We start from the raw sequence: 16,306 nt of genomic DNA, 5'->3' as shown, positions 1-16,306 counted from the left end.
CCCTCCACCGGCTCAGCCGGTGGGCCGGGCGCCCGCCGGGCGGCGGCCGCGGCGGCGGCGGACGACGCGGTGGGTGCGCTTGCCGGCGGAGGCGTAGGGGCGCAGGGCGATCCAGACGCGGATCTCGGCGCCGCCCAGCACCGAGGAGCCGATGCGGACGTCGCCGCCGGTGGACTCCGCGAGGCGGCGCACGATGTCCAGGCCGAGTCCCGTGGAGCCGTCGCCGCCCGCGCCCTGGCCGCGACGCATCGCGGCGGAGGGGTCGTTGATGCCGGGGCCCGCGTCGGAGACGAGGACGATCACGGCGTCCTCACCGCTGTGCACGTCCACCGCGAAGGCGGTCCCCTCCGGGGTGTGGCGGAAGACGTTGCCGAGCATCGCGTCGAGCGAGGCGACCAGGTCGGCGCGGGCCACCGGGACCCGTACCGGGCGGTCGACGCCGGCCGTGCGGGCCTCGCGGCCCTGGTCCTCCGCGAGCGCCGACCAGAAGGCCATCCGCTCGCGGATCACGGCGGCCGCGTCGCAGCCCACCGCCACCGGCTTGTCCTGCGCCTGCTGGGCGCGCGCGGTGCGGATGATCTGGTCGACCTCGCGCTCCAGCTGGGCGACCGCGTGCCGGGTCTGCTCGCCGGCCGGGCCGTCGCCGAGCGAGGCGGCGTTGAGCCGCAGCACGGTGAGCGGGGTGCGCAGGCGGTGGGAGAGGTCGGCGGCCAGTTCCCGCTCGTTGGCGAGCAGTTGCACGACCTGGTCGGCCATGGCGTTGAACGCGACGGCGGCCGAGCGCAGTTCGGGCGGGCCGTCCTCCGGGACGCGCACCGTCAGGTCGCCGCGGCCGAGTCCGTTGGCCGCGTCCGCGAGCCGTTTGGCCGGGCCGACCATCCGGGTACCGAGCCGGTCGGCCACCGCGACGGCCCCGATGATCAGCCCCACGCCGACGGCAGCGAGCACCGCCCAGGCGGTGGTGACCCCGCGGGTCACCTCGCCGTCCGGGACGTAGACCTCGACCACCGCCACGGATCCGGAGCCGACGGCGGTCGGCTGGAGCAGCGCGTAGCCGCCGGGCACCGGCACCGTGGCGGCCCGGCCCAGCCGGGAGGCCCGCTCCACGTCGGCGTCCGGGGCGTGCGGGCGGCCGATGCGTACGCCGTCGGTGCCCTCCGTGGCCGGCACGCTCACCGCGATCCGGCCGTCGGCGCCCGCCTGCGTGGAGGCGACGGCGCGTTCCAGCTGGACCCGGTCCGTGGTGATCGCCAGCGCCGGGCCTATGGCCGCGGCCTGGCGTTCGGCGTTGCCGATCGCGCGGTCCCGCGCCATCTCCTTGACCGTCAGTCCCAGCGGCACCGCGAAGGCCACCACGACCATCGCCGTGACCGCGACGCAGACCTTGACCAGGGCCCATCTCACAGCGGCGGCTCCAGTTTCACGCCCACCCCGCGCAGGGTGTGCAGGTACCGGGGGCGGGCGGCGGTCTCGCCCAGTTTCCTGCGCAGCCAGGACAGATGGACGTCGATGGTCTGGTCGTCGCCGTACGACTGCTGCCAGACCTCGGACAGCAGTTCGCGCCGCGCCACCACCACCCCGGGCCGGGCCGCCAGGAAGGACAGCAGGTCGAACTCGCGCCGCGTCAGGTCCAGTGGTGCGCCGTCCAGGACGGCCTGCCGGCGCAGCACGTCGATCTGCAGCCCGCCGACCCGCATCACCTCGGCGGCCTCGCGGGCGCGCGAGCGGCGCAGCACGGCCGCCATGCGGGCCGACAGGTGCTCGACCGAGAACGGCTTGATCAGGTAGTCGTCGGCACCGGCGTTGAGCAGCCGGACGATCTCCGACTCGTCGTCCCGCGCGGTCGCGATGATCACCGGTGTGTCCGTGATGCCGCGCAGCATCTTGAGCGCCTCGGCCCCGTCGAGGTCCGGCAGGCCGAGGTCGAGGATCACCACGTCGAAGCCGACCTGCGCCACCTCGCGCAGCGCCTCCAGGGCGGTGCCCACGCTCCGTACGGAGTGCGTGGCGTCGGTGAGGTGCCGGATGAGGGCGGAGCGCACGAACTGGTCGTCCTCGACGACGAGCACACTTGCCATGGCCCGCAACTTAGCCCATCCGGGGGACGCCCCGGGCGGGTCCGAGCACGTCCGGGCCGCGCGCGCAACCCTCAACTCCCCGGAAGGGGCGCGTCCGGCAGTATGGGCGCATGCGAAGAGGACTGGCGCACGCCGGAGCGTGGACATTGGCGACGAGCGCCGCCGTCGCGATGTCCTGGTTCGGCGTCCACCATGTGCTCGCGGGCACCGCGTACGACCCGCCGCGCGCGCTGCCCCTGGCGGAACCGGCGGCCGCGTCGGCGCCTCCGCCGCCCTCGTCCCCGCCGCCGTCCGCGCCCTCCGACTCCGCCTCCCGGCGCCGCGAGAGCCCGGCCCGCCCGCCGGCCGCCACGGATCCGGGCACGCCGCCCGCCGTGAAGCCGTCGGTCTCCGCGCCCGCCCGGCCGCCGGGCACCCCGACGCCCGCGTCCTCCGCCACCGGCAATGTCCACAGCTACCCGGTCGAGGGCGGCCGGGTCGTGCTCGACCTGGGCGACACCTCGGCCACCCTGGTCTCCGCGACCCCCGAGGCCGGTTGGGAGATGAAGGTCTGGAACGAGTCCGCGTCCGCCTGGATCCGGGTCGACTTCACCTCCGGCGGCACCACGTCCTCGCTGTTCTGCACCTGGAACGGGCACCCGCCGACCGTCGAGACGTACACGGCCGGGGGCCGGTAGGGCAGGGCGCCGCTAACGGAACACGGACTCCGGGGGAGCCGGCGACGCCGCCGCCGTCGCGTCCGTGACCGGCACCGCGCCGCCCGCGAAGGCGTCCAGCTCCCGCCCGTGCTCGACCCGCCCCGGATGCGGGTCCGAGGCCACCCGGCGGGTGAACTCCGCGACGGGCAGCTCCCCGTCGCCCGCCACCAGGATCACGTTCCCGAACCGCCGCCCGCGCAGCACCGCGGGATCCGCCGCCAGGCAGGCGTGCGGGAAGCAGGCCCTGACGGTGGCGACCTGCCCGCGCAGGAACTCCAGCCGGCCCCCGTCGGCCGCGTTGGCCGCGTACAGCCCGCCGGGTGCCAGCGTGCGGCGCACCTCGGCGAGGAACTCGGTGCTGGTGAGGTGGGCCGGGGTGCGCGCCCCGCTGAAGACGTCCGCGACGACCAGGTCGGCCCAGCCCTCGGCCACCTTCGCCAGACCCGCCCGGGCGTCCCCGCCGCGCACCTTGATGCGCCACGTGCGGTCCCAGGGAAGCTCCCGCCGGACCAACTCGACCAGGGCGGTGTCCACCTCCACGACCTGCTGGGTCGAGCGCGGCCGGGTGGCGGCGGTGTAGCGGGCCAGCGTCAGCGCGCCGCCGCCGAGGTGCAGCACCTTGAGCGGGCGGCCGGGCGGCGCGGCGAGGTCGATCACATGGCCCAGCCGGCGCTGGTACGCGAAGTCCAGATGGCCCGGGTCGTCCAGGTCGACGTGCGACTGCGGGGCGCCGTCGATCAGCAGCGAGCGGCCGCGCGGCCGGTCCCGGTCCGGTACGAGTTCGGCGAGACCTCCGCCGACCTGCTCGCGTATCCCTTCCGGGTCCTTCGTCCTGCGCTGCGCCATGCACCCAGTATGGGCGCGGTGCCGCCGCCGGTCAGAACCGGTCCGCGAGCTCGATCATCCGGGCCGCCTCGCCCAGCGCGGCGCGGAGCACCGCCGGGTCCGTGACGGGGGCGTCGTTCTGCGGCGGCACCAGCCAGTCGGTGCCCGTCACCGGCGGCTCACGCAGTTCCCCGGGGATCGCGAAGCCGCGTCCCGAGGTCTGGGTGCAGGCGCTGCCCGGCACGTCCCAGCCGGCCGCCGTGCCCGGCGGCACGAGGAAGCCCAGGCTGTCGCCCGAGCTGTCGTGCAGCACGGGCCCCAGACCCGGCACCGGGCCGGTCCGCAGGCGCAGGATGTCCACGGCTTCCAGTCCCTGGCGGGCCGGGACGGTCACCAGGTCCCATGGCTCGTCCAACAAGGCGGGTCCTCCTAGGAGTCGGACGCACGGTTGGTTGCCTGTTGTCCAACGCGCCCACCGCGTCAACGGCAACGCCCTTGTGACGCCGGGAGGGTGGCGTTTCATGGCGGATGGTGGGTGAGATATCCCTTTTGTAGCCAAACCGGTGCTCTGCCCCTCCCGGTACCGAGTACGGTCGCCCCTGCCGCTACGCTCCGCTGCCGCACGGCGGCGCACCGCGACAAGCACCGCTCCGCACCGACCGCTCCCGGGAGTCAGGCGATGCCCTCGTCACCTTCCACCCCCACCACACCCAACGCCGCCTTCCGGCTGCTGCGCGCGGACCGGTCGCCCGGTGAGTTCGCCGCCGCCGTCCGCCGCGCGGCCCGGGAGATCGGCGAGCAGGTCAGCTGCGACGCCCGCTACATCGGACGCGTGGAGTCGGGGGAGATCCGCTGCCCCAACTACGCGTACGAACGGGTCTTCCGGCACATGTTCCCCGGACTCGGCCTCGCCGACCTGGGCTTCGAGCCCCGCGAGTCCGTCCGCGGCCGGCGTGCGGCCGGCCCCCCGGCACCACAGCTCGCGGTGGCGGCCGGCCCCCGCGAGCCCGAAACCGATGAGGAGAGCGACGTGCTGCGTCGCGCGTTCATGACCGGCGGCCCGGCCGCCATCGCCACCACGTGGGTGCTGGGGCCGCCGGCCGCGGCGGAGCCGGTGCGGCGGGTCGGCAGATCCCAGGTCCGCGCGGTGCAGGACGCCGTCCGTGAGATCCGGCTGCACGACGACCGGCACGGCGCCGGGGCGCTCTACCGCCAGGCAGGCCACTCGCTCGGCGCCGCCTACCGCCTGCTGGACGAGGGCAGTTACGGCCAGGCCGTCGCCGACGACCTGCACGCGGGCGCCGGCGAACTGGCCATCTCCGTCGGCTGGCTCGCCCACGACTCCGGCCGCCACGCCGAGGCCCGCTCCTACTACGGCGAGGCCCTCGCCACCGCCCGCATGGCCGGCGACCAGGCCCTGGAGGCGCACGCCTTCTGCAACGCCTCCTTCCTCGCCCGCGACGCCGGCCGCCCCCGCGAGGCCGTCCGCGCCGCCCAGGCCGCCCAGGAGGCCGCCCGCGACCTGGGCTCGCCGCGGCTGCTCTCCCTGCTGGCCCTGCGCGAGGCCGGCGGCCGGGCCGGGCTCGGCGACCGCTCCGGCTGCGAACGCGCCCTGCTGCGCGCCCAGTCGCTCTTCGGCCGCGGCTCCCGCGACGCCGATCCGCAGTGGATGACCTTCTACGGCGAGGCCGAACTCGCGGGCCTGGAGGCCCAGTCCTGGGCCGCGCTCGGCGACCACCACCGCGCGGTGGAGCACGCCCGCCGCGCCATCGGGCTCCAGGCCCCCCACTTCACCCGCAACATCGCGCTCTACACCGCGGAACTCGCCGGCAACCTGGCCTGCGCGCACCGCGTCGACGAGGCCGCCGTCACGGGCGCCCGCGTCCTGGACCTGCTGGGCCGCGTCCAGTCCCCGCGCGTACGGGGCATGCTCGCCTCGGCCGCCCAGACCCTCCAGCCGTACGCCCGCCGCCCGGACGTCGCCGGGTTCCTGCGCCGCCAGGCGGAGTCGCGCACCGCCTGAGGCACGCGGCCGGCAGCGCCCCGCGGGCCAAGCAGTCCGTACGTGTGCGGGAACGCCGCGGCGGCAGGCGGGGTGAGCGGGAAGCCCTGGCGCTCGGCGCTCCTCGGCCGGTGGGCGAGATGTTCGCCGATCCGGTCGCGGACGTCCCGCCCGGCGTACCAGCCGTGTTCCTCCAGCCACTGCCGGACCGCCGCCGCGTACGCCTCGGCCACCGCTACGCCCACAGCCTGTCGAGGTGGAGCCCGAGCGCGTAGGTGCCACCAGGACCCGTGGCGGTGAGCAGGCCGTCCGGTCGCAGGCCGAGCGCGTCCGCCCGGTGCGGGAGGGGCACGGGCCGCACCCGGGCGTCGAGGAGGTTCCAGACACTCGCCCGGCCGTCGGACCAGGCCGCGACGGCGACGGGACCGTGGGAGGGGGTGTCGGCGGCGGCCAGGGCGGTGATGACGCGGTCGCGCCGCTCGACGGGGGCCTGCATGGGTTCGTCCGGGGCCGCCCACAGGCGCAGCGTGCCGTCCAGCCCGCCGCTGAGGCAGAACGTCAGGTCGTGCCGCGCCGAGCGGACCACGGCGACCGCGGAGACGGGAGCGTTGTGCAACGGTCGGCTCAGGGGCTCGGGGTCGTACGCGGGGGAGCGCCAGAGGTGGACACGGCCCGCGGTGTCACCCACGGCCAGGTGACCGGTGGCGGGCAGCGCGGCCAGGGCCGAGGGGCCCTGCGGGTTGTGAAGGTATGCGGCCTCGCCGAAGGCCGGCGTGTCGGCGGGGGACAGGTGCAGGACCTGCTCGCGGTCGAGGAGCAGCAGGCCGTCGCCGAGGGCGGCCAGGGCGAACGGCCGAACGGCGGCGGGGGAGGGGACCCGGTGCAGTTCCGCACCCGTGGCGGGGTCGAGGGCGTGCACCCGGCCGATCGCGTCCGCGGCGAGCAGCGCTCCTTCGACGGTGCCGGTGCTGCTGCCCGTGCCGGGTCCGAGGGCGGTGAAGGACCGGCCCGGGTCGAACCAGACGGCTGTCCAGGCGTGCCGTTCGGCCACGGGGCGCAGCAACGCGGCCATGGGCGGCGCGTCGGCGAGCGCGACGCAGTGCAGGAGGGCGGCGCGCTCGGGGTCGCTCATGCCCGGGGCGCTCAGTACCGGTGCCGCGCGGCGCCACAGAGGGGCCAGCACCGCGGGGGCGGCCCTCGCGGTGTCCGGGTCCGCCAGAGCCGCGGCCACGGCGGCCGCCGAGCCGTGCACGAGGAATCCCGCGTCGCGCAGCAGTCGCTCCGCGGTGCCCGCGGCGAGGGCGTGGCCGAGCACATGATCGCGGGCATATGCGCTGGTGAGGGCCTCGGACTTGAGGATGTCCACGATGCGCGCGTCCGCGCCCTCCACGAGGGGGCCGCCCGGCGGTACCTCGTGGACGGTTCCGCGGGGCAGGCGCGCCACGGCGGCCCCGACGGCCTCGCCCGGCGCGGGGTCCCCGGTCAGGCGCGCGTGCACCAGCTCCCAGACGTCCGCGGGAACCGGTCCGCGCAGCGCGGCGAGCGTCTGCAGCGCGGGTCGGGCGGCCTCCGGCAGCCGCTCCCACCACACGGCCGCCACGTCACCTCGCGCGGGCGGTCCGGGGATTGTCGCGGCGAGCCGGGCCGCCGCCGGGTGCGGGAAGACCTGGTTCGCGGTGAAGGCCGGTGCGGCGGGGGCCTGTTCGCCGTACCAGGCGGCGAACTCCGCCTGATCGGTGAACGTCGGGTCGTCCAGGTCGACGACGACGGCGCCGTCCGGAACGTATCCGGTCCCCGCCGTCTCGAGCAGCAGACGTACGTGGGGGAAGCCGAGCAGGGGCTCCACCAGGGCCTCGTGGCAACCGGGCCGCGCGCGGTGCAGGTCGGCGAAGCCGAGGGTCAGCGGGCGCCGGTCGGTCCGTATCCGCTCCAGCAGCCCACCCGGGGAGAGCGGCCCGTAGCCCAGTTGCCGGCCCAGTTCCCAGGCCACGGCGTCCGCGGTCAGACCGCGGGCGGGGGCGAGCCCGTGCACCGTCGTGGCGGGGTCGTGCTGTCCACCGGTCACCCACCAGGCCAGCAGATGACTCTTGCCGGACCCGGCGGAACCGGACACCACCAGCGGCGCCCCGCCGCCCGAAACCGCCCAGTCCAGCACGCGCCTGCCGGCGGGCCCCCGGCCGGCCCCGAGGAGAGGCCACTTCGCCATGCCCGGTTCCCCCGTCATGTTCCTCAGTCCTCCTGTGCCGCCGCCTCGCGCAGTTTCCGGATCCCGGCGGCCCGCGACTCGGCGGTGTCCCCGTAGGGGAAGTTGTGCGTCGAGGCGGCGTCCGGGAAGAGCCTCTCGAGCGTCATCGAGCAGTAGTGGCCCGGCATGAAGCACGGCTCGAGTTCGGTGTGGACGCGCCGGACCTGCTCCGGTTCCACCCCGGACGCCGCCAGGTTGGCCCACAGCCGTTCCTCGGGGTGCACGCAGATCCCGCCCGAGGAGGTCAGGATCCTCGCCTCCCCGCCGGCGTCCACGACCTCGAACGCCGCGAACCACTCCGCGCTCGCGGTGTCACGGATGTCGTCCAGTACCTGCGGCCACCAGTCCTCCCGGTCCGCGAACGCCGTCGCGTCCTGCTCCCGCAGCCGCGCCTCCAGCGCCGCGAACGACTGCGCCGCCGTCCCGGGCCGGTCGGTGCCGGCGATGGCGGCGAGGGTCTCGTCCAGCGCCACAAGGCCCTGGACGAACGCGTCCAGGGAGCCGTTCACATGCCGTTCCGGCTCGTCGTAGCCGGCCAGGACACCGCGTACGTCGCCGCTCGGGGAGAGGCAGATCTCGTAGCCCCGGTCGCTGCCCAGGCGCAGGTACTCCAGCGTCCGCTCGGGCAGGCCCAGCTCCAGCGCCTCGGCGAAGTCGGCCAGGGCCTCCGGCTCCCCGGGGGACGTCGTCCAGTACGGCCCCACCTGGAGCGGAACGACCACGTCGGGCGCCGTCACGAACCGCCGGACCCCGCCGTCGCCGAACCGGGCCACGACGCGGGCCGCCGGTGCCTGATGGTCAGTCATGGGTCCCTCCCGACGGGGCCGCGTCGCCATGTGCGTGGACGGACGTCTCACTCACTCCGGGATCGCCTCCCGCACGTACCCCAGCACGCGCTGCCAGGTCCCCTCGGGCCTGTCGACGGACGTCGGGTCGAGGCGGGTGAACTCCTCGGCCAGGCGGGCCGCCGCCGCCTCGGGGTCGGCGATGCCGCCGGCCACCGCGAGATCGTAGTTCGGCCGTTCCCTCTCCAAGGCGCACAGGAACGCCGCGAAACTGTGGATGTCCTTGTTCAGCGGATAGATCTCCGACGACCCGTCCGGCAGGCACCAGACGGTCCCGGTGGTGTGGTCCACGGCGATGTCGTCGTACGGGATCGCTCCCAGGGAGATCCAGTCGAGGCCCCCCTCGGGAAGATTTCCGTAATGGGCCCCGACCTCGGGGTAGATCTCGCCGAGCCGCACATCTCCCTCGGAGAAACCCTCGTCCAACTCGAACCACTTGTCCGTCTCGTCGGGCAGGCCGACGTCGACCAGAAAGGCGCGGGTCGCGGCGTGGGGGACACCGGAGACCGTGTCCTCGTCCAGAGTGACGAGCACGTCCGGTCCGAAGGCCGCTTCCATGACGGAGCGGTCGACTGCGTGCGGCATGGGAAGGATCAGTCCGTTCGCTCATCGGTCGTCGTTGTCGTGCGGGGCATCGTACCGGGCGCTCCGGTCAGCGCAGCTGCTGGAGGCCGTTGAGGTAGGACTCCATCGCCGAGTTGCCTCTCACCTGCGACTCGGGTGTGTCGCCGTATTCGACGCTGTGCGAGACGTTCACCGAGTCCGGCAGGTAATGGTGCATCCAGGCGGAGCAGTTGACGCCGGTGGAACAGGGTTCGCGCTCTGTGTAGAGTTCCGTTATCCCGTCGTGGCTGTCATTCCTGAGGAACGGAATTCCCAGAGCCCTTTCGGAATGCACGGGATTGCGGCTGCGTCCGACCAGGATGAAACCGTCGTCGTCCCCTTCGTTCCCGTAGCGGACCGCCGCGTAGTTGTTGCTCTGGAACACCTTCTCGTCGGAGTCCTTGGACTTCTTGTAGTAATTCCCGTAGCTGTTGTCCGCGTGCCGGGCGAGCTGGGTGGCCTTCGCCAGGGGACTGCCGCCGAGCGGCACCTCGGCCGAGTCCTTCCGGGGGCGCGTCTTCCCCTTCTCGAGCTCGGGCAGCTTGTACTTCCCCTTCGGCCGTCGCCCCACCGAGTCCTTGCCGTCGAGCCTCAGGGCAATGCGGTCCCGGTCGGCCTCCGTGAGGGGGATGTGCCCGTCCGCGGTCAGGCGGGTGATCGTCCCGTCGTCCGCCATGTGGTAGACGTCCGTCGAATCGCCGAACGAGCGCAATTGCTCCTGCGAGTGGAGCTTGTGGAGGCCGTCCAGCTCCGTGGCGGTCCTGTCGTCGTTGTCGCGGTGGTTGCGGTGCATCTCCTTGAGGCCCTTGCGCATGTCACCGCGCACGTGGCCCACGGCCTTCTCGGCCGCCTCGCCGATGCCGTCCACGATCTTCGTGGCGATCGGCATGATGTGCGCGGCGATCTCGCCCCCGCCGGTGGTGCGGCCCTTGGCGTTGCGGGCGCGGCTCATGTGCCCCCGGGACTTGCCGTGCAGGGAGCCGGTGATGCCGTCGAGCCGGCTGTCGACACGGTCGAAACTGTCGCCGTCGCTCTGGAAGTGGCCGCTGCCGCCGGTTCCCCCGCCGCTTCCGCCTTCTCCGGTGCCACCGCCCCCGCCTCCGCCTCCGGCGCTGGCCAGGACGAAGCCGTCGGCCTGCTTCTTGGCACCGTCGACGCCCTCACCGAAGCCCTCCTTGCCGGCGCCGACGGTCCGGCCGAGGTCGACGCCCTTCTGGAGGCCGAGGGCGTTCGAGCCGACCTGGATGACGAGATCGGCGGCCATCGACTCCAGTGCCGCGTACACCGGGGCGGTGGCGATGGACATCAGCTGATCGACGACCTGGTCGATCACCTCGCGGAAGATCTTCTTGACGATCATCCGGGTGGCCTGGGTCCCGGCCGCCCCGGCCAGGCTCGACAACCCGAGCGTGAAGGGCGCGGACGCGATGGCCGAGGCGATCTCCACCGCCAGGATGCCCAGTTGGACGATCGCGGCACCTTTGGCGACCTCGATGGCTATCGCCACCCCGTCGAGCGCGAGGGCGCCCATCCGGGCGGCCTCGCCGAGATTGGCCAGATGCGTGCCCTTGACCCTGCCCCAGTGCGCCTCGAAGGCGTCCATCGCGGCGCCCGCGTTCGCGCCCAGCAACTCCTGCACGGCGGCGTTCGCGTCCATCGCGCCACCGTCGATGTCGCTCGCGAAGTCCCGTAGCGACGTGGCCATTTCGCGGTAGTCGTCCTCGTCCACGTTCGGCCAGGACACGCCGATCAGGTCGAGTACATAGGCCAGCTCGTCGGGCAGGACGACACCCACAGCGGGCACCCCCGTGTCTCTACTGGTACGTGGCAGCAGAAGTATTGACGGTTCGTGAGCATATCGGGTTCCGCGCCGAAGCCGGTTTCCATCGGATTTGATCAATTCTGGTTGCGGTGCCCCCTCGTGAAACCGCCCCCGGCGTCCCGCAGTTGTCACGGCCCGGCACACGCCGGCGCGGCCCCGCCTAGGCTGCAGCCATGTCAGGACCGGAACTGCGGCAGATCCGCGCCTTTCTCACCGCCTTCGCCCGCCGCCAGGCGGTCCGCACCGTCGAGCTGCCCGGCGGCTTCGCCGCGCTCGACGACGCCTTCGCGTTCTCCCACGGCAACAACCGCGTCGTCGTCGACGGCGCGCCCGGCGACGTCGACCCCGAGGCGCTGCCCGCCCTCGCCGACGACGCGCTGGCCCATCTGAAGCACCGCGCGATCACCGTGCTCGACGACGCGACCGGCACCGCCTGCGCCGGACCCCTGACCCGCGCCGGCTACAGCCACTCGGCCGAGCTCGTCATGCTGCACACCGGCCCGGTACCGGACGGCGGCCCGGCGGAGGAGGTGGATCTCGACGCCTTCCGCGTCCCCCTCGCGCGGCGCTGGCGCGGTTTCCTCCCGGCGGCCGACGACGATGCCGTCCGGCAGCTCGTGGACCGCCGCGAGACCCGGCGCCGCGGCGCGGACTCCGTCGGCTTCATCGGTGCCCGGACGGCGGAGGGCGACGTCGCGTCCTGGGCCGATCTCTACATGGACCCCGTGGCGGGCATCGCCCAGATCGAGGACCTGATCACCTCCGAGGACCACCTCGGCCGCGGCTACGCCGACGCCGTCCTGTCCACCGCCCTGCGCCGGGCCGTTGACGCGGGCTGCGCCACGCGCTTCCTCATCGCCGACGCCGACGACTGGCCGCGCTACTGGTACGGCCGTCGCGGCTTCACCGTCATCGGCCGTTTCCACAGCTTCGCCCGCGACTGACGGTGCCCTTCCGTAGGCTGGTGACTACGGAGCGTGCGGGGATGTGTGCGGATGACCGGCGAGGTGACCCAGCCGCCGATGGCGTGGCGGTACTGCGGCAACCAGGTCAAGCTCTGGCGTGAGCAAGCGGGCGTCACGCGCGAGCGGTTGGCCGACGAGGCGGGCTACGGCATCGAGACGGTGCGCTCCATGGAGCTCGGGCGCCGGCGTCCGATGCTGCGCCTGCTCCAGGTGGCGGACCACTTGTGCGGCGCGGGCGGCAAGCTGGTGGCGGCCCAGGAGTTCCTGAAACCGGAGAAGTTCCCGGAGCGCACGCGGGAGTTCATGCAGGCGGAGGCCGAGGCCGTCGCACTGTACGGCTGCGAGCCACTGCTGATCCCCGGCCTGTTGCAGACCGAGGCCTATGTCCGCGCCCTGATCGGCAACAGCTGCCCGCCTCTCGACGACGAGACCATCGAGGAGCGTGTCACGGCTCGCATGGCACGTCAGGAAAGACTCCGGCGGAAGCCGACGGTGCTGTTCGGCTTTGTCATCTATGAGGCCGCCCTGCATTCCGGGGTGGGTGGCCCCGAAGTGATGCGGAGCCGAATGCACCACCTGTTGGCGGTAGGAGCCATGCGCAACGTCGCTGTCCAGGTACTGCCGGTCGACCGTGCCGCCTATCCCGCGCTCAGCGGTTCGCTGGTTCTGCTCGAGACGGAGGATCACGAGCACTACGAGACCAGCGCGCTGTACTCGGAGCCCGCAAGGGTCAGCACGCTGTCCCAGCGCCATGGCATCATCCGCATGCAGGCCCTTGGGGTCGAGGAGTCCGCGCAGTTCATCGGGCGAGTGGCGGAGGCGATGTGAGCGCACAGTTCGTGTGGTTCAAGTCCAGCTACAGCGACGACCAGGGCGGGAACTGCGTCGAGGTCGCCCTCTCCTGGCGCACGTCCACGTACAGCGAGACCGAGGGCAGCGACTGCGTCGAGGTCGCACCGACCGTCGACGCCGTGCACGTCCGGGACTCCAAGGACCCGCAGGGTCCCACGCTCGCGTTCGCGCCCGCCGCCTGGGCGGAGTTCGTCGCCGCCGTCGCGGCGGGGGGCGGCTTTGCGGGTATCGGCCTGCCGGGCCCCGCCTGAGGGGAGCCGACGCTTTAAGGTGGCGCCGTTGCCACTCGTGATGGGGAGACCGCAATGGTGATGGGCGGACGGCGCAGCGGCAGGCCGACGCTGGAGGAGGTCGCCGCGCGGGCCGGTGTGGGCCGCGGCACGGTCTCGCGGGTGATCAACGGGTCGCCGCGGGTCAGCGAGCACACCAAGGCCGCCGTGGAGGCCGCCATCGCCGAACTCGGCTATGTGCCCAACCGGGCGGCCCGTGCCCTGGCGGCCAACCGCACCGACGCCATCGCGCTGGTCATCCCGGAGGAGGAGACCCGGCTCTTCGCGGAGCCGTACTTCTCCGACATCATCCGCGGTGTGGGTGCCGCACTGGCCGACACCGACATGCAACTGCTGCTGACGCTGCTGCGGACCCCCAAGGAGCGGCAGCGCTTCGCCCAGTACCTCGGGGCGCACCGGGTGGACGGCGTCCTGCTGGTGTCGGTCCACGAGAACGACCCGCTGCCCGACCTGCTGGAGCAGATGGCGGTGCCCACGGTGCTCAGCGGCCGCCGCTCGGACCGGGAGTCGGTGGCGTACGTCGACTCCGACAACGTCGGCGGCGCCCGCTCGGCGGTGGAGCACCTGCTGGGCCGCGGCTGCCGGGCGGTCGCGACCATCACCGGGCCGCCGGACATGTACGTCGCCCGCTGCCGGCTCGACGGCTACCGGCAGGCGATCGGGGACGCCGGGCTGGTCCCGGACGACGACCTGGTCGCCCGCGGCGACTTCACCGAGGAGGGCGGCCGCGCCGCGATGCGCGCCCTGCTGGAGCGGCGGCCGGACGTCGACGCGGTCTTCGCCGCCTCGGACGTCATGGCGAGCGGTGCGTTGCAGGTGCTGCGCGAGTTCGGCCGCCGGGTGCCGGACGACGTGGCGCTGATCGGTTTCGACGACTCCGCCGTGGCCCGGCACACCGATCCGCCGCTGACGAGTGTGCGCCAGCCCATCGAGGAGATGGGCCGCACCATGGCCCGGGTGCTGCTGGAGGAGATCGGGGCGGACACCGCGCCCCGACGGCACGTCGTGCTCCCGACCGAGCTGGTGCGGCGCGAATCGGCGTGACGCCGGGGCCGGTTCCCCGGAAGTGACCCCCGCCACAGTGAGAAGGGTCACGGTGTGATATCGCCCGGTGGGGGGCTCGGCCGGGGGTCGCTGTCGGACCCGGCCGATAACATCACGGGTATGTCACCGACCGTTCTGGACCGCCGATCCGTCGAGGCCGCCAACGAGGCCATACGGCGGTATGTGGCGGGCCGGCGTACCTGGTCGCGCGCCGAACTGGCCGAGCTGGACCGCCTGCGCGCGATCTGGCAGGCCGCCCGTCAGGGCCACGGCCGCGGCCGCACGCAGGGCCGCAAGGGCGAGGAGTAGGAACTCCCCGGCAATGCCGACACAAGATGTCGGGTATGCCGGGGAGCATCGTCGTATGACGACACGCTGGGCGGACTTCGAGGCCGCGGAACCCGGTCTCGCACAGGCCGTGACCACACGATTCAGCCCCTACAAGCACCATGTGCTCGCCACGCTGCGGGCCGACGGCTCCCCGCGGGTGACCGGTATCGAGGCGGAGTTCCGGCTCGGGGAGCTGTGGTTCGGCATGATGCCGAACTCGCGCAAGGCCCTCGACCTGCGCCGCGACCCGCGTTTCTCCCTCCATGTGAACCCCGGTCCCGGCACTTCCATGGACGGCGGCGACATCAGGATCAGCGGCCGCGCCGTGGAGGTCACCGACCCCGCGGCCGTCGCCCGCTTCACCGGTGAGGTGACGGTGCCGGAGGGCCCGTTCCACCTCTTCGCCGCCGAACTGGACGAGGTCGTGCGGACGTACGTCGACGACCCCGACATCGTGCTCCAGGTCTGGCGGCCGGGCCGCCCCGTGCGCACCCTGCGGCGCGGCGCCGGCGACGGGCCCCCGCGCGAGGGGGACTGAGTCCCGGTCAGCCCGCCGCGAAGGGGCTGCCGCCGTCGCGCACGACCGCGACGAGGTCCGCCAGGTGCCGCAGGGCCGCGGTGTGGAGCTGAGGGCCGTAACTGATCCGGGCGACGCCCAGCTCCGCCAGCCGGGGCGTCGCCGGACCGCCGGGCCGGGCAAGGACGTTGACGGGGCGTCCGCCGGCGGCGGCGACCAGGGCCGCCGTGGTCTCCTCGTCCAGCCGGCCGAAGGGGTACACGCAGTCCGCCCCCGCCTCCAGGTACAGCCGGATCCGCCGGGCGGCCTCCGCGGGCCGCTCGTGCGCCGGTGCCGGCTCCCGCACCAGGGCATCGGTGCGGGCGTTGATCACCAGGTCGGGATCGGCCGCGCGGACGGCGGCGAGGAAGTCGGCCTGCTCCCCGGCGTCCACCAGGCGGCCCGTGCGCGGATCGGTGTCCTCCAGGTTGCAGCCGACGGCCCCGGTCGCGGCCAGCCGCTCGGCGAACTCCGCCGGGGCGAATCCGTAGCCCCGCTCCATGTCCGCCGTCACCGGGACCCCGGCGGCCCGCACGACGCGCGCGACCGCGGCCAGCATCTCCGCGGGTGGCACGACCTCCCCGTCGGGGTGGCCCAGGGACGCCGCGACGGGCGCGCTGCCGGTGGCGACGGCCGGGAACCCCGCCTCGGCCACCACACGGGCCGAGGCGGCGTCCCACACGTTGGGCAGGGTCAGCGGGCGGCCGGGGACGTGCAGTGCGCGCAGGCGGGCGGCGAGCCGCGCGGGGGAGGAGTCCGTGGTGCTCATGGGCCCACCGTAGGCGGGCCGCCGCCCGGCCGCCCGGTCCAATCGGGGCCCGTCCCGGTGGGCCACCTGGCGGGTGCGCCCGCCGCGGGTCTGCCGCAAGCTGGAAGGGTGACCGACACCCCCATCGTCGTCTCCCTCGTCCACGAGGGGGACCCGCCGTTCCGGATCGTCCAGATCGGCGGGGAGACCGTGGGCATCGCCCATGACCTCCTCGACGTCGTCCGTATCTGCCACCAGGCCGGTATCGACCACGTGGACCTCGACGACCCGGCCGTCGTGCGCTGGGTCGGTGGCGCCAAGTACCACTGGAAGCCCTGATCGGCGTTCTCTCACGCTGTGCCGCACGGTGATCAACCAGGGCCGTGCCCTGCGATGTTGATGT

General features: G+C 73.8%; 18 protein-coding genes. 9 read left to right on the top strand and 9 right to left on the bottom strand.

The annotated features are described in order from the left end of the window. Positions 1–12: 12 nt before the first annotated feature. Both ACIP9H_RS04715 and ACIP9H_RS04710 read right to left on the bottom strand, forming a co-directional pair. The gene (locus ACIP9H_RS04715; RefSeq protein WP_401583024.1) at positions 13–1,404 is read right to left on the bottom strand and encodes a sensor histidine kinase; all 1,392 of its coding nucleotides are present in this window, start codon (positions 1,402–1,404) and stop codon (positions 13–15) included. Next, positions 1,401–2,078 (bottom strand): response regulator transcription factor, encoded by a 678-nt coding sequence (locus ACIP9H_RS04710; protein ID WP_401583022.1) that lies wholly within the window; start codon positions 2,076–2,078, stop codon positions 1,401–1,403. The genes ACIP9H_RS04715 and ACIP9H_RS04710 overlap by 4 nt, the downstream gene beginning before the upstream one ends. Before the next feature lie 110 nt (positions 2,079–2,188). Between ACIP9H_RS04710 and ACIP9H_RS04705 the strand changes: the two genes are divergently transcribed. Beyond that, positions 2,189–2,755 carry a hypothetical protein gene (locus tag ACIP9H_RS04705; RefSeq protein ID WP_401583021.1) on the top strand — a complete coding sequence of 189 codons (567 nt, stop codon included), beginning with the start codon at positions 2,189–2,191 and terminating at the stop codon, positions 2,753–2,755. 12 nt (positions 2,756–2,767) lie between these two features. Here ACIP9H_RS04705 and ACIP9H_RS04700 read toward each other — a convergent pair whose 3' ends face one another. Beyond that, positions 2,768–3,622, bottom strand: a complete 855-nt coding sequence (locus tag ACIP9H_RS04700; protein ID WP_401583019.1) for a spermidine synthase — start codon at positions 3,620–3,622, stop codon at positions 2,768–2,770. 31 nt (positions 3,623–3,653) lie between these two features. Beyond that, complete coding sequence (locus ACIP9H_RS04695) at positions 3,654–4,124, bottom strand: hypothetical protein (protein ID WP_401957468.1); 471 nt, start codon at positions 4,122–4,124, stop codon at positions 3,654–3,656. A gap of 156 nt (positions 4,125–4,280) precedes the next feature. On the opposite strand from ACIP9H_RS04695, the gene ACIP9H_RS04690 reads away from it, so the two are divergent. Beyond that, on the top strand, positions 4,281–5,624 hold the full coding sequence (locus tag ACIP9H_RS04690; protein ID WP_401583017.1) for a tetratricopeptide repeat protein: 1,344 nt from the start codon (positions 4,281–4,283) through the stop codon (positions 5,622–5,624). 214 nt (positions 5,625–5,838) lie between these two features. Here ACIP9H_RS04690 and ACIP9H_RS04685 read toward each other — a convergent pair whose 3' ends face one another. From ACIP9H_RS04685 to ACIP9H_RS04670, 4 genes are all read right to left on the bottom strand, one after another. Further along, positions 5,839–7,809: a hypothetical protein gene (locus ACIP9H_RS04685; RefSeq protein ID WP_401583015.1), complete on the bottom strand. Its 1,971-nt coding sequence runs from the start codon at positions 7,807–7,809 to the stop codon at positions 5,839–5,841. A 23-nt stretch (positions 7,810–7,832) separates the two neighbouring features. Then, positions 7,833–8,654, bottom strand: coding sequence for a nucleic acid/nucleotide deaminase domain-containing protein (locus ACIP9H_RS04680; RefSeq protein ID WP_401583013.1), 822 nt, complete (start codon positions 8,652–8,654; stop codon positions 7,833–7,835). Between the two features lie 51 nt (positions 8,655–8,705). Next, positions 8,706–9,278, bottom strand: coding sequence for an SUKH-4 family immunity protein (locus tag ACIP9H_RS04675; RefSeq protein WP_401583012.1), 573 nt, complete (start codon positions 9,276–9,278; stop codon positions 8,706–8,708). A 67-nt stretch (positions 9,279–9,345) separates the two neighbouring features. After that, positions 9,346–11,100: a nucleic acid/nucleotide deaminase domain-containing protein gene (locus ACIP9H_RS04670; protein WP_401583011.1), complete on the bottom strand. Its 1,755-nt coding sequence runs from the start codon at positions 11,098–11,100 to the stop codon at positions 9,346–9,348. Between the two features lie 191 nt (positions 11,101–11,291). On the opposite strand from ACIP9H_RS04670, the gene ACIP9H_RS04665 reads away from it, so the two are divergent. The 6 genes from ACIP9H_RS04665 (at position 11,292) to ACIP9H_RS04640 (ending at position 15,137) form a co-directional block, all read left to right on the top strand. After that, positions 11,292–12,062 (top strand): GNAT family N-acetyltransferase, encoded by a 771-nt coding sequence (locus ACIP9H_RS04665; protein ID WP_401583009.1) that lies wholly within the window; start codon positions 11,292–11,294, stop codon positions 12,060–12,062. Positions 12,063–12,113: 51 nt separating this feature from the next. Then, entirely contained in the window at positions 12,114–12,911 is a 798-nt protein-coding gene (locus tag ACIP9H_RS04660) for a Scr1 family TA system antitoxin-like transcriptional regulator (RefSeq protein WP_401583008.1), read from the top strand. Continuing rightward, positions 12,908–13,186 (top strand): DUF397 domain-containing protein, encoded by a 279-nt coding sequence (locus ACIP9H_RS04655; RefSeq protein ID WP_401957462.1) that lies wholly within the window; start codon positions 12,908–12,910, stop codon positions 13,184–13,186. The genes ACIP9H_RS04660 and ACIP9H_RS04655 overlap by 4 nt, the downstream gene beginning before the upstream one ends. A 54-nt stretch (positions 13,187–13,240) precedes the next feature. Then, positions 13,241–14,269: a LacI family DNA-binding transcriptional regulator gene (locus tag ACIP9H_RS04650; protein ID WP_401583004.1), complete on the top strand. Its 1,029-nt coding sequence runs from the start codon at positions 13,241–13,243 to the stop codon at positions 14,267–14,269. 120 nt (positions 14,270–14,389) lie between these two features. Then, on the top strand, positions 14,390–14,578 hold the full coding sequence (locus tag ACIP9H_RS04645) for a hypothetical protein (RefSeq protein WP_360906048.1): 189 nt from the start codon (positions 14,390–14,392) through the stop codon (positions 14,576–14,578). Between the two features lie 55 nt (positions 14,579–14,633). Beyond that, positions 14,634–15,137, top strand: a complete 504-nt coding sequence (locus ACIP9H_RS04640) for a pyridoxamine 5'-phosphate oxidase family protein (RefSeq protein WP_401583002.1) — start codon at positions 14,634–14,636, stop codon at positions 15,135–15,137. A gap of 7 nt (positions 15,138–15,144) precedes the next feature. Here the strand turns inward: ACIP9H_RS04640 and ACIP9H_RS04635 are convergent, their stop codons facing one another. Beyond that, a complete protein-coding gene (locus ACIP9H_RS04635; RefSeq protein WP_401583001.1) occupies positions 15,145–15,924 on the bottom strand; it encodes an isocitrate lyase/phosphoenolpyruvate mutase family protein in 780 nt (259 codons plus the stop codon). Positions 15,925–16,032: 108 nt separating this feature from the next. Between ACIP9H_RS04635 and ACIP9H_RS04630 the strand changes: the two genes are divergently transcribed. Beyond that, on the top strand, positions 16,033–16,242 hold the full coding sequence (locus ACIP9H_RS04630) for a hypothetical protein (RefSeq protein WP_401582999.1): 210 nt from the start codon (positions 16,033–16,035) through the stop codon (positions 16,240–16,242). Positions 16,243–16,306 lie beyond the last annotated feature (64 nt).

The organism is Streptomyces sp. NPDC088732 (genome assembly GCF_044751205.1).
Classification (GTDB): domain Bacteria; phylum Actinomycetota; class Actinomycetes; order Streptomycetales; family Streptomycetaceae; genus Actinacidiphila.
This window is presented reverse-complemented; position numbering and strand designations above follow the sequence as displayed.